The following is an 11381-nucleotide window of genomic DNA, read 5'->3' as shown; positions in this document are numbered from 1 at the left end:
CCTGCTGTGTCCCTGTTTTCTGGTCGGTTCTGTGCCGACGGGCAGCCGCCATTGCAGGTAAACAGCATCGGGCCACTGCGACCGATGCTTCTAGACCCGCGACTCGTCTGCGAGGACGTAGCGGCTCTCAGGGTAGCGTTCGCCGCCGATTTCGGTTTCGCTCTCGTCGGCGAATTCGAATCCGAATCCCTCGTAGAACTCGGCTCCCGGTTCGTTCGCCGAGAGGACCATTGCGTTGATCCGGTGGATATCGTGCTCGAACAGTTCCTCGCAGGTCTGTTCTAACAGTGACCGGCCGATTCCCTCGCGCCTGTAGTCTGGATGGACGTACAACCGGAGAATATAGCCTTCCTGGTCAGTCTCATGCCACGTCGCGTGTGCGAACCCGACGACGTGCTCCTCGCGCTCGGCGACGAGCAGGAGCGTCTGTGATTCGACCAGTTCTGATTCGAGTTGTTCGGGCGCGTACCAGTCGCGAACGCCGTCCTCAGCTGTCTCGCGAGAGAGGATGTCCGGGTAATCCGTCTCCCAGGCCGCCGTCGCCACCTGATTGATGGCCGTTACGTCGTCCGGAATTGCCAATCGGATTGTCATATGAACATATATGTCACGACCTGTGAAATGTTTTCCCGCGCCAAGTGGAGCGAAATAGTAGGTCTCACCCCACCGACCGGATCTGGTCGGCGAAGCCCATCACCGGACAAACAGAATTCATAATATTTTTTGATTAGGAATATAGAGGTGTTGTATAGATGCGTTACTCAGAAACGTTGCAGCTGTTCGATCAGGCCTGTGAGTTTCCCGCTGAGCACGCCACTGTCGTCCAGCAACTCGGCGATATCGAACTGGCCGCTCAGAACGGTGACTCGGTCGAAATGAGTGAGGTATTGGCCCGAACCAGTGAGGCCACGTACCAGTCCGCAGAGGGGCTGTATAACTCTCTGGTCGGGAATCTCGACGACGACTTTATCGGCCGGAAATACTACGACGACCGAGCAGGAAGCACGTCCGGAACTGACGAAGTTCGAACCGAGACAGACCGTCTGTAGCCGCTTTGCGTGCGGTGCCGCGTGCCGACCTCACTCAATTCGCCGGTGTTGATTCGTTGAGCCACGCCGGCCGCTCCGCTGTCGTTTCGCCGATATCCTCGTACCAGAAACTGTATTCGACGATACGGTCCTCGGTACGGTACCAGACGCTAAATTGGCGGACGAGGCTATTTGATTCGACCAGCAGTTCGACACGAAACTCTTCTAGCCGTTCCGCGGCTGGAATCTCGCCGCCGGAACCGCGAATCCGGTAGACTCGGCCGCCGTCCCGTGTAATGACTGCCGTGGCACTCTGGTTGACCACGGCGTAGCGATTCAGGTAGAACGCGGTCCGGTAGGCGTACTTATCACGGCTGAACCGGACCTCGCCGCGCTGGCGCTCGACGGTGCCGTTGTCACGGCGCTCATACCAGTTGGTGCCGTCGGCGTAGGTCGACTGTTCGTACCGCTCGACGGCCCCGTTCGAGTCAGTCGTCATTCTGACCATCTCGTCGCGGTACCGCGTCGGTGATTCGACGGCGACAGTCTCTTCGCGCCGGACGGAACTGCTGTCGTTCCCGATTGTGAACTCGCTGTAGCGTTCGTGCAGGGTGTAGGTAGTGCCGTTGAGCGCCTGCCGGTGGGCAGCCGCAAGGAGGGCGACGTTTTCGAGGCGCTCCGTGGTAACGCCGGGCGGCGGGTCCAGCGACGTTGCCGTGTCCGACTCGGCTGCTGTTGGGACCGGGGCGGGCGTGACAGTTCGCTGAGCAGCAGTGTCAGCGCCGACGAAGGCGTTACAGCCGGCTGTCAGGAGAACAACGACCACCGCGGCTGTCGACAGCCAGCGCATACTGACAGTGAGGGCGAGACAGCCAAAAGGGCGGCGGCGAGCGCGGGAAGGGTGCGTTTTTTGGCCCCCGGTCCCGGACACCTCGACAATGACCGAGTACGACTACGAGGAGCTGGGGCTCGTCGCTGGCCTAGAGATTCACCAGCAACTCGATACTGCGACGAAACTGTTCTGTGACTGTCCGACGACGATCCGCGAACCCGAAGAGAGCGACCGCTCCTTTACCCGCTATCTGCACCCGACAAAGAGCGAACTCGGGGAGATCGACGAGGCGGCGCTGGAGGAGAGCATGGTTGACCGGGAGTTCGAGTATCTGGCCTACGACACGACCTGTCTCGTCGAGGAGGACGACGAGCCACCGCACCGCGTCGACCGCGAAGCGATGGAGACGACGCTCGAAATCGCCCAGCTACTGGATATGTCCGTCGCCGACCAAGTGAACATCATGCGGAAAATCGTCGTCGACGGCTCGAACACCACGGGGTTCCAGCGCTCGATGCTGGTCGCAAACGACGGGGCCATCGAGACGAGCGCCGGCCCGGTCGGTGTCGAGGATATGCTGCTTGAGGAGGAGTCCTGCCAGCGCATCGAGGAGACTGAGGACGGCGTCCGCTTTTCGCTCGACCGTCTCGGCATCCCGCTGGTCGAAATCGGCACGAAGCCGGACATCAGTTCGCCCGAGCAGGCCCGTGAAGCCGCCGAGCGCATCGGAATGCTCCTCCGTTCGACCGGGAAAGTCAAGCGCGGCCTCGGAACCATCCGTCAGGACGTGAACGTCTCCATCGAGGAGGGCGCACGGATCGAGCTGAAAGGCGTCCAGAGCCTCGATGACATCGACGACCTCGTCCGTAACGAGGTCCGTCGGCAGGTCGAACTGCTGGACATCGCCGAGGAGCTCGCCGAGCGCGGCGCCACCGTCGGCGAACCACAGGACGTGACCGAGGTGTTCGAGGACACGGATTCGGGCGTCATCGAGGGGGCGCTCTCCTCGGGCGGCAAAGTACAGGGCCTCCTGCTGTCTGGCTTCGACGGGCTCGTGGGCCGCGAGATTCAGCCTGACCGCCGGCTCGGAACCGAACTGTCCGACCACGCTAAGCGCCACGGCGCTGGCGGCATCTTCCACACAGACGAACTCCCGGCCTACGGCGTCACCGAGGCGGAAGTCGAGGCGCTACGGGACGCTGTTGGGGCCGGCTCGGAGGACGCTGTCGCTATTGTCGCTGATGACCCGGAGACCGCCGAGCTGGCCATCGACGCCGTTGCGGAGCGCGCTGAGACGGCGCTTGCAGGCGTCCCGGAGGAGACCCGCGACGCGAACGAGGACGCTACGTCGCGGTACCTCCGCCCGCTCCCCGGCGCAGCGCGGATGTACCCCGAGACGGATGTGCCACCCGTCGAACCCGACGTAACCGAAGTCGAGACCCCGGAACTGCTCACAGAGAAGGTCGACCGATACGAGAGTGAGTTCGACCTCGGCTCCGGCCTCGCTGAGCAGGTCGCCTACGGCCAGCGATGGCCCCTGTTCGAGGCACTGGTGGCGGGCGAAGGCGTCGATCCGACGCTGGCCGCCGGCACGCTGGAGTCGACGCTGACCGAACTCCGCCGCGACGACGTGCCCGTCGAGAACCTCACCGACAAACACCTGCAGGGCGCAATTCTGCTGGTCGACGGCGGAGACGTGCCGCGTGAGGGGATGGAAGACCTCCTGACGGCACTCGCCGAGAACCCGTCACTGACGGCCGAGGAAGCTGTCGAGCAGGAGGGGCTGGGCGGCGTCGACGAGTCGGAAGTCCGTGACGCCGTTGCCGAAGTCGTCGAACGCCACGAGGACCAGGTCGCCGAGGAAGGCATGGGCGCGTTCTCGGCGCTGATGGGCGAGTGCATGGGCGCACTCCGTGGCAAAGCCGACGGCGATACGGTGAGCGACGTGTTGCGCTCAGAGATACAGAAGCGGGCTTAATTGCTTCGTTCAGGCTGTAAGGAAGCGATATCGACGGCGGTCGATGACAGCCCGTTACCGCTCGCCGACAGGTCGTGTTCTATCGTCGACTCGAGTAGCGGAACGAGGGCTGGCGCGTTCGGCCCGATGTCGACCATGTCTTCCGATTGGTTGTACTGGACGACACCGGCATCGACCAGCCGCGGCAGGTGGTTGTGGTAGAGGGCCGTGTAAATCGTGAGCCGCTCGTCACGGTACTGTTCGGCTGGTGTCCCGTGTTCGAATTCGGTCACCGTGTCCGTGAGCACAGCCAGTGAAACCGGTGTCGTGTACTGTGAAAGCCCGTACAGGAGGTACCGCCGGTAGTGCGATGACAGGAGCGACAGCCGGTCGTCCACTGGAAGCGAATCCGGTATCTCGGTTTGTTTCGTATTCATGTTACCTGGTATGGTGCTGGGATCTGGACGGTTCGCGTGTCAGGTTTGGACGGTTCGAACGCTATTGTACCACAGTACGCTCATGCCCAACTTCGTCGGCTATGTCTGCAGTATCCGCGAGGTGGCTGACACGATCGGTGACGCGGTAGACCGTGCCATCCCGCGTGCAGGGGGCGACGTGCTGGAGGTCATCGTCAACGTACTCAGCGAGGGCAAGCGACGGCAGCGTGATGACGTTGACCGACTCGTCGGAAACCATGTTTGTCACCGGGTGCTGCCAGTCGAAGGCGTCAAGCGAGACATCGGAGTCCCGTTCCCACTGTTCGAACATGGAAAGCCGTTCCAGCAGGTGTCGTCCCTCCGCAGTCCGCTGTGCGAGTCGCGGTTCGATCCGGCGTCCCCAGATCAGTATCGACAGGTCCTCGATACAGCCAGCGTCCTCAAGAGCCTGTAACCGGTCAAGCACGTAGTTCTGTTGTTGCGTTGCAGCTTCCGGACACAGGGACCGGACGAACAGTTCGACGCGAACTGGATTAGCAGTGGAATCCATAGTGAGGCAGTGAGTATCCTGTGGGTCGCTACAGTGGTAACCATCCTAAACACTCTCTCTAGGTCCCTAGAATAAATCGGGGCGAAACGGAGTCATGTCTGATATATCCGGGCCGGTCGATAATTGGTTAATATGTGACTATTTTGTGGTTGGTATGTCAGGGCTTCGTTTGAATGTGGTCCCTCAAAAGTCCGCTATAGCCCTAATTCGGGGTTATATTCATCACCGGTATGAGCGTGGCTGAAATATTAATGTTCTAACCAGACACCGGGCCTTAAGTAGCTCGCCGCCACACTGAACGCATGGTCCCGAGTGTCATGGATGGCCACGATGTTCCCGCTCTGTACGGGCCAGCCATCGATACACTACCCCTCATGTTTGCGATCGTAGATGCGTCCGGGATGATTCTCTCGACGAACGAGACATGGAGCGAGTTCGGCCGGGCAAACGGAACAGAGGTGACACCGAATACGCTCGGCGTGAACTACCTCGGTGTCGCTGACATGGCTGACGACACGACTGGGCAACAGGCAGCCGAGGGGATCAGGGCCGTCCTCGCCGGCGAGCAATCCTCGTTCGAACTCGAATACCCGTGTCACACCCAGTCAGCGAAGCGGTGGTTCCGGTTGTACGCTGCTCCGTTCACCATTGATGGGGAGACGTTCGCATCTATCGCACATATCGACATCACGGCCCGGAAGCAACGGGAGTCGGTGCTCGAAGCGGCCTACGACATCTGCACCGACTCAAGCCGGACGTTCACAGAACAGCTCAACGCGCTGTTAGAACTCGGCTGTGAGACGCTCGGTTCGTCGTTTGGGACGCTCTCTCGGGTCCACGGCGACGAGTACGTGTTCGAGGCAGTCACTGCACCGACGACTGCCGACCTCGAAGCCGGCCGAACGACCAGCATCGAGGACCTCCCGAACTGCAGACACGTCGTCGAACACCGCGAACCGCTCGCGATCAGGGACGTTGAGGCGGACGCGCCGGACCTCGCTGACCCGGAGTGGGGCATTGTGAACTACATCGGCGCGCCCGTCGTCGTCGATGGAGCCGTGTACGGGACGTTCTGCTTCTACGGACTGGAGCCGCGCACAGCGGAGTTCACGCAGTGGGACCTGACGTTCGTCCGGTTGCTCTCCGACTGGGCCGGCTACGAACTCGAACGACAGCGCCACTCGGAACAGCGGGACGCGTTGAACACTGCCTTTCCCGACCCCAGTTTCATTATCGACGCGGAAGGGCGATTTCTCGACTGTCTGACCGACCCGGAGACGATGCTGACGGTAGACGATACGGACACGCTTGTCGGCCAGACGCTACACGAGTTCTTCCCTCACGATACCGCTGATTCGCTACTGGCGGCCGTTCGTGCAGCCCTGCGGACCGGGTCGTTCCAGTCCGTGGAGTACAAACTGCAGGTACCCAGTGACAAGCGGTGGTTCGAGGCACGGGTCGCACCGCTGGAAAGTCGCGCGTACGACCCCGACACTGTCATTTTCGTCGCGCGAGATATCACCGCTCATAAGCACCGCCAGACCGAGCTCGAACGACAGCGTGACAAGCTCAAGCAGGCACAGCGGCTCAACGTGCTGGGCAGAGAGATCGCGAAGGCGTTACAGGACACACAGACACGTGAGGGAATCGAATCGGCAGTGTGTGCACATCTCACTGAATCGGACCTGTACCAGGCCGTCTGGACCGGGAGCCGCGGGAGTGCCACGAGCATAACACTGGGTGCCGCTGCTGGGATAGACACGGCGACATCGGAGCAGCTTTCGTCCGGCGAGCACAGCCTCGCCATCGACGCCATCGACACCGGTGAGGTACAGGTCGTCGAGGACATCGCCAGCGTGTCGACGCCTTCGGACACCAAGATCGACTGCCCACTAATCGAAGACCATTGCTCCGTCGCGGCAGTTCCCCTGACAACTGGCGAGACTACATACGGCGTACTGATGGTGTACGCATCGACTGGAGCGACGATTGGCTGCCGTGAGTCGGACATCCTGGCTGATCTGGGGCGACTTATCGCGCTTTCTATCCAGCGCGTCCACAGTCAGCAGTCATTGCTGGCGGCGACGACCGTCGAACTGGAGTTCCTGACGCCGGATTCCGACGATATCTTCGCCGGCCTCTCCGCGATGCTCGACTGTTCATTCACGCTCGAACGGCGCGTTCCGATCAGCTCCGGGAACTGTATCCACTATGTTCGCGCCAAGGGTGTGGACAGTGACCGGGTGTGTCAGGCGCTCACTGAGACGCCGTCAGTCGAGTCCTGTGCCGTCGTGGAAACGGCGGCGGAGAACCGAGCGCCCCTGTTCGAAGTCACGCTTGATGAGATATCCACATCGCCGCTTGACACGCTCGCAGATTACGGCGGGGCCGTTCAGCAGGCCGTCGCAGCGGACGGCGATCTGCGGTTCACAGCGGAGATGGCGCCGGATATCAACGTCCGTGCCGTTGTTGAGGCGATTCAGGAGGGAACGCCCGGGACAGAACTACGGAGCAAGCAGTACGTCGACCAGCCGGTCTCGACGGCCACTGACTTCCAGACACGGATACGCGACCGGCTAACGCCGAAACAGGCCGCCGCGCTCAAGACTGCCTATGCGCGCGGCTACTACGACTGGCCGCGAGGGAGTTCCGCGGAGGAACTGGCTGCGACACTCGACATTTCCGCGCCGACCTTACACTACCGGTTGCGGAAGGCCCACGACGCCGTCATCGGTTCGCTGTTCGACTCCGACACTGGGTCTGAAAAGCTCGACTGACCCTCAGTCGTCTTCGGCACGCTCGATTCGCTGTCGGGCTTGCCGAAACAGACCGCGAAGCGTCTTCGTCTCCCGGCCGGTCGGTTGCGCACGCCCGAGCACCCGCCGGAACAGCCGCCGGGCCTTGTGTTGTTTCTCTTCGGGGTGACCGATAGCGCCGAGGAATCGGTCGAACTCCTCGTGTAGCCCCTCGACGGCCGGCGTCTCGGCGAGCGTGTGCAGCTGTTCGGGGTGCTGGGTCTCGTCGACAGTTAGCTCGCGGAGTTCGTAGAGCACGATGGTGGCCGCCTGACCGAGGTTCAACACCGGATACGACGCGCTGGCCGGGATAGAGCAGATGACGTCCAGCCGTGCGAGTTCGTCGTTCGAGAGCCCGACCCGTTCGCGGCCGAAGACGACGCAGATGTCGCCCTCGACATCCTGAAGCGAGTCGGCAAGGTCGGCCGGCGTCGTCGCTGGATACCGGACGTGGTTGGCGGGGTCCTCGTTCGTCGTCGCCGTGCAGGCGACGGTGTGGTAGTTCTCGACGATGTCGTCGAACGTCACCGTCCGGGCGTTCGGCAGGATGTCGTCACGGGCCTGGCCAGCAAAGCCATACGCTTCGCCGTCTGGGTCTAGCTCCGGCGGGTCGACGAGCAGCAGTTCCGACAGGCCGAAGTTCTTCATCGACCGGGCGATGGTGCCGACGTTGCCCGGCGTCTCCGCGTCGACGACGGCGACCGATATCATACGTCCAGGTCGCTGAGGTCCATATCGATTGTGTCGAGGTCCTCCTCGTCCATCTGCTCGACTTCCTCTTTGAGTCCCGGAATCGCTTCGTCCCTGTCGGGGGCCTCTGGCAGCGCTGTCGGGTCTTCATCGACGTGTTCAAGACCGACGTACCCCTCCGGGGCGCGGTTCCCGTCAAGGAACCACTCGTGGAAGGCCGAGGCCAGGTCAGTATCACCGGCGTAGGCCTCGCCGTCTTCCTCACGGAACCAGTAGATGAAGTCCGTCTCGTGGTCCGAACAGACGACTACCTCGCCCATCGGCTCGCCGTAGATAGCATCCGCGACGTTGCACTGTTCGATGTCTTCGTCGCCGTGAATAAGCCAGCAGGCGTCACAGGGGTCGACAACCCGTTCTGCAAGCACCAGTAACCGCTGGCGAGTTTCCGGCTCCATGGTCTTGAGCGGGCGGACCCGCCCGTCCGACCCAAGCACGTCCTCGTTGAAGCGCCAGCCCCGAAGCCCGATATTGACCTTGCTCATACCTCAAAGTGGGTGAGTCCCGGACTAAAAGAGCGCGATATGCGGGGCGAACAGTGTCGGCCCGTCCGCGCTCCACCGTCATCGCGGAGTGAGAACGAGGTGTGCCAGCCGATTACACCCATCGCTTGCTCGAAACATAGACAGCTCTAGGTAAATTTAACATAATTGTTCCATTTAGGATTCACAGACCGCGTCCAAACCAGGCAAAACTGTCGGACTCGCCCAAACATTTATACGTGATTGGCTTTTCTCCGTAAAAGAACACATGGAACGGCCGACGCGCCAGCGGGATTCTGAACAGGAGGAACGCGAGGAGGAGTCCGAGAGCACGGGCCAGCAGACCTGCCCCGAGTGTGAGTCGGAGTCCATATCTAGCGACGGCGGTGGTGAACTCGTCTGCGAGGACTGTGGCCTCGTCATCGAGGACGAGAACATCGACCGCGGGCCGGAGTGGCGGGCGTTCAATCACTCCGAACGCCAGTCCAAGTCACGCGTCGGAGCCCCCACGACCCAGACGATGCACGACAAGGGGCTGACCACACAGATCGACTGGAAGGACAAGGACGCCTACGGTCGGTCACTCTCCTCGGAGAAGCGGAGTCAGATGCACCGCCTTCGAAAGTGGCAGGAGCGCATCCGAACCAAGGACGCCGGCGAACGGAACCTGCAGTTCGCACTGTCGGAGATCGACCGCATGGCGAGCGCACTCGGTGTCCCCCGGTCGGTCCGGGAAGTCGCCTCGGTCATCTATCGACGGGCGCTCAACGAGGACCTCATCCGCGGTCGCTCCATCGAGGGCGTCGCCACCGCCTGCCTGTATGCGGCCTGTCGACAGGAAGGCATCCCCCGCAGTCTAGAGGAAGTTTCGGATGTCTCCCGGGTCGAACAGAAGGAGATCGGCCGGACGTATCGCTACGTCGCTCAGGAACTCGAACTGAAGATGGAACCGGTCGACCCCAAGCAGTACGTCCCGCGGTTTGCCTCCGAACTGGAACTTTCTGAGGAAGTCCAGTCGAAGGCCAACGAAATCATCGACACCACCGCCGAGCAAGGGCTGCTCTCGGGGAAATCACCCACTGGCTACGCCGCCGCAGCCATCTACGCCGCTTCGCTGCTGTGTAACGAAAAGAAGACCCAGCGCGAGGTCGCTGACGTGGCTCAGGTGACAGAAGTCACCATCCGGAACCGGTATCAGGAGCAGATCGAAGCGATGGGCATCCACTGACTGGCGCGCTTCTCTTTATTCGATACCCTCGCTGTCCGCCGTTCACTTCAGTCACTGTCAGCTATAGCATAGCGTGGGCGGTCGGTACAGGATTGGTAACAAGCAACGTGTAGAGCTATCTGTCTGGGCAGCGAACTAGCGGTATGTCTGTTTCCCCCTCACAGAAACGGGTCGCACTTCTCGTCATCGGACTGGTGGTCCTCTTTGCACCCGCGCTGTTTGTCCTCGCCACCCTTGAGTTTCTCATCCTGTCCGGCAACCTCGCGCTCAACGAAATTTCGCTCCTCGAATTCGTCGAACTGTATCTTATCGACCTTGTGTTATTCGTCCTGCTCGGGTATGGCGTCTACCGGCTGACGTTCTGGCTGATCCAAGATCAGCTTCCAGACGCACTCGATACCGTGGACGGGACTGAAGCGGCCGGCGCGACTGACGAGACAGAGACCACTGGGACTGCCAGTGAAGAGCAGTCCTGACTGGCCGTTGAGTGTCGTCGTATATGCGTGTAGTGCCTCATACAAAACTGGACTTCACAGCAACGAAGGTCGCTCCCTGCGAACGGCTCCTTTCGTCGCCGTTCGCATTTTCGAGGGGCGCGCTTCGCTTGCCCCTCGCTAGTCCCCTGCAACCGCTGTCGGCTCCTCGGCGGTCTCCCCGGCTGAGCCGAGGTCGATCATCGCCAGCAAGGCAATGACGCCGAAGCCGACTTTCGTGACCACGTCGAGGTAAACGACCACGAGCGTCGCGGTCTCGACATCCATGAGGCCCACTCCTGCCGCACCGAGTAGCCAGACGACCGGATACACAAGCCAGAGGACGACAACGAAGTTCCGGAGTGTGCGGTACAGGCTGACCTCTATGTCGGACAGGGTCGACTTCGCAGCCACTGCGATGTTCCGGTAGAGGAGATAGATGACGCCGCCGAACAGCGCTCCACCGACTGCGAACAACGCGTAGCTAACCGGTGATGGAGTGACCGCGCCGGCGAATCCGAAGACGATAGTCAACGCCTGCAGGACGACGAGTTTCACCGTGTCCTCCCGGCTTGCGCCAGCGAGCAGCGCCAGGAACCAGACGTTGAGCGGCGTCGTTAACAGCCAGTCGACGTAACGGACCACGTACACCGCGTGCCCCTCGCTCTGTATCGACCCGAAGCCAAGCGCCATCAGCGCGTAGGCAACGATGGCGATACCCGGAATCGCGATCAGCAGCAGATACCGCTTCCGCGTCTCTTCGGGGACAAGCGTGTAGCCGTACGCCAGCACCGCCGTCCCGAGCAGTTCACCCAGTAATCCCAGCGTGAACCAGGTTGTTATCGTTGCCAT

The 11381-nt window shown here is 61.5% G+C and carries 12 protein-coding genes; 5 read left to right on the top strand and 7 right to left on the bottom strand.

The annotated features are described in order from the left end of the window. Nucleotides 1-90: 90 nt before the first annotated feature. A complete protein-coding gene (locus RR_RS04145) occupies nt 91-594 on the bottom strand; it encodes a GNAT family N-acetyltransferase (RefSeq protein ID WP_004963437.1) in 504 nt (167 codons plus the stop codon). Nucleotides 595-752: 158 nt separating this feature from the next. On the opposite strand from RR_RS04145, the gene RR_RS04140 reads away from it, so the two are divergent. Continuing rightward, nucleotides 753-1049: a hypothetical protein gene (locus tag RR_RS04140; RefSeq protein WP_011222785.1), complete on the top strand. Its 297-nt coding sequence runs from the start codon at nt 753-755 to the stop codon at nt 1047-1049. Between the two features lie 34 nt (nt 1050-1083). Here the strand turns inward: RR_RS04140 and RR_RS04135 are convergent, their stop codons facing one another. Next, nucleotides 1084-1878, bottom strand: a complete 795-nt coding sequence (locus RR_RS04135; RefSeq protein WP_011222784.1) for a DUF7537 family lipoprotein — start codon at nt 1876-1878, stop codon at nt 1084-1086. An 88-nt stretch (nt 1879-1966) separates the two neighbouring features. Here RR_RS04135 and gatE point away from each other — a divergent pair, with 88 nt between their 5' ends. After that, complete coding sequence (gene gatE, locus RR_RS04130) at nt 1967-3838, top strand: Glu-tRNA(Gln) amidotransferase subunit GatE (protein ID WP_011222783.1); 1872 nt, start codon at nt 1967-1969, stop codon at nt 3836-3838. Here the strand turns inward: gatE and RR_RS04125 are convergent. Both RR_RS04125 and RR_RS04120 read right to left on the bottom strand, forming a co-directional pair. Further along, entirely contained in the window at nt 3835-4254 is a 420-nt protein-coding gene (locus RR_RS04125; protein ID WP_004963447.1) for a DUF7344 domain-containing protein, read from the bottom strand. The genes gatE and RR_RS04125 overlap by 4 nt on opposite strands. Nucleotides 4255-4315: 61 nt before the next feature. Beyond that, the gene (locus RR_RS04120; RefSeq protein WP_011222782.1) at nt 4316-4804 is read right to left on the bottom strand and encodes an HTH domain-containing protein; all 489 of its coding nucleotides are present in this window, start codon (nt 4802-4804) and stop codon (nt 4316-4318) included. A gap of 302 nt (nt 4805-5106) precedes the next feature. On the opposite strand from RR_RS04120, the gene RR_RS04115 reads away from it, so the two are divergent. After that, nucleotides 5107-7581, top strand: coding sequence for a bacterio-opsin activator domain-containing protein (locus tag RR_RS04115; RefSeq protein WP_011222781.1), 2475 nt, complete (start codon nt 5107-5109; stop codon nt 7579-7581). Nucleotides 7582-7584: 3 nt separating this feature from the next. Here the strand turns inward: RR_RS04115 and RR_RS04110 are convergent, their stop codons facing one another. Further along, nucleotides 7585-8310 (bottom strand): RNA methyltransferase, encoded by a 726-nt coding sequence (locus RR_RS04110; protein ID WP_007188219.1) that lies wholly within the window; start codon nt 8308-8310, stop codon nt 7585-7587. After that, nucleotides 8307-8831: a hypothetical protein gene (locus RR_RS04105; RefSeq protein WP_011222780.1), complete on the bottom strand. Its 525-nt coding sequence runs from the start codon at nt 8829-8831 to the stop codon at nt 8307-8309. Before RR_RS04105 ends, RR_RS04110 begins: the two co-directional genes overlap by 4 nt. A gap of 265 nt (nt 8832-9096) precedes the next feature. Here RR_RS04105 and RR_RS04100 point away from each other — a divergent pair, with 265 nt between their 5' ends. Together RR_RS04100 and RR_RS04095 are read left to right on the top strand one after the other, a co-directional pair. Next, nucleotides 9097-10056: a transcription initiation factor IIB gene (locus RR_RS04100; protein WP_004518753.1), complete on the top strand. Its 960-nt coding sequence runs from the start codon at nt 9097-9099 to the stop codon at nt 10054-10056. 143 nt (nt 10057-10199) lie between these two features. Beyond that, the gene (locus tag RR_RS04095) at nt 10200-10532 is read left to right on the top strand and encodes a hypothetical protein (RefSeq protein ID WP_007188218.1); all 333 of its coding nucleotides are present in this window, start codon (nt 10200-10202) and stop codon (nt 10530-10532) included. Between the two features lie 138 nt (nt 10533-10670). Here RR_RS04095 and sop2 read toward each other — a convergent pair whose 3' ends face one another. Further along, the gene (sop2, locus tag RR_RS04090; protein WP_011222779.1) at nt 10671-11381 is read right to left on the bottom strand and encodes a sensory rhodopsin II; all 711 of its coding nucleotides are present in this window, start codon (nt 11379-11381) and stop codon (nt 10671-10673) included.

Source organism: Haloarcula marismortui ATCC 43049 (assembly GCF_000011085.1).
In the GTDB taxonomy this organism is placed as follows: Archaea; Halobacteriota; Halobacteria; order Halobacteriales; family Haloarculaceae; genus Haloarcula; species Haloarcula marismortui.
Note: the sequence above shows the minus strand (reverse complement) of the source record. Positions and strands in the feature narration are given on the sequence as shown.

What these genes read in the sequence shown, in the direction of transcription:
- RR_RS04145 (WP_004963437.1), bottom strand. Translation starts at nt 594, where the DNA reads ATGACAATCCGATTGGCAATTCCGGACGACGTAACGGCCATCAATCAG.
- RR_RS04140 (WP_011222785.1), top strand. Translation starts at nt 753, where the DNA reads ATGCGTTACTCAGAAACGTTGCAGCTGTTCGATCAGGCCTGTGAGTTT.
- RR_RS04135 (WP_011222784.1), bottom strand. Translation starts at nt 1,878, where the DNA reads ATGCGCTGGCTGTCGACAGCCGCGGTGGTCGTTGTTCTCCTGACAGCC.
- gatE (WP_011222783.1), top strand. Translation starts at nt 1,967, where the DNA reads ATGACCGAGTACGACTACGAGGAGCTGGGGCTCGTCGCTGGCCTAGAG.
- RR_RS04125 (WP_004963447.1), bottom strand. Translation starts at nt 4,254, where the DNA reads ATGAATACGAAACAAACCGAGATACCGGATTCGCTTCCAGTGGACGAC.
- RR_RS04120 (WP_011222782.1), bottom strand. Translation starts at nt 4,804, where the DNA reads ATGGATTCCACTGCTAATCCAGTTCGCGTCGAACTGTTCGTCCGGTCC.
- RR_RS04115 (WP_011222781.1), top strand. Translation starts at nt 5,107, where the DNA reads ATGGTCCCGAGTGTCATGGATGGCCACGATGTTCCCGCTCTGTACGGG.
- RR_RS04110 (WP_007188219.1), bottom strand. Translation starts at nt 8,310, where the DNA reads ATGATATCGGTCGCCGTCGTCGACGCGGAGACGCCGGGCAACGTCGGC.
- RR_RS04105 (WP_011222780.1), bottom strand. Translation starts at nt 8,831, where the DNA reads ATGAGCAAGGTCAATATCGGGCTTCGGGGCTGGCGCTTCAACGAGGAC.
- RR_RS04100 (WP_004518753.1), top strand. Translation starts at nt 9,097, where the DNA reads ATGGAACGGCCGACGCGCCAGCGGGATTCTGAACAGGAGGAACGCGAG.
- RR_RS04095 (WP_007188218.1), top strand. Translation starts at nt 10,200, where the DNA reads ATGTCTGTTTCCCCCTCACAGAAACGGGTCGCACTTCTCGTCATCGGA.
- sop2 (WP_011222779.1), bottom strand. Translation starts at nt 11,381, where the DNA reads ATGGCAACGATAACAACCTGGTTCACGCTGGGATTACTGGGTGAACTG.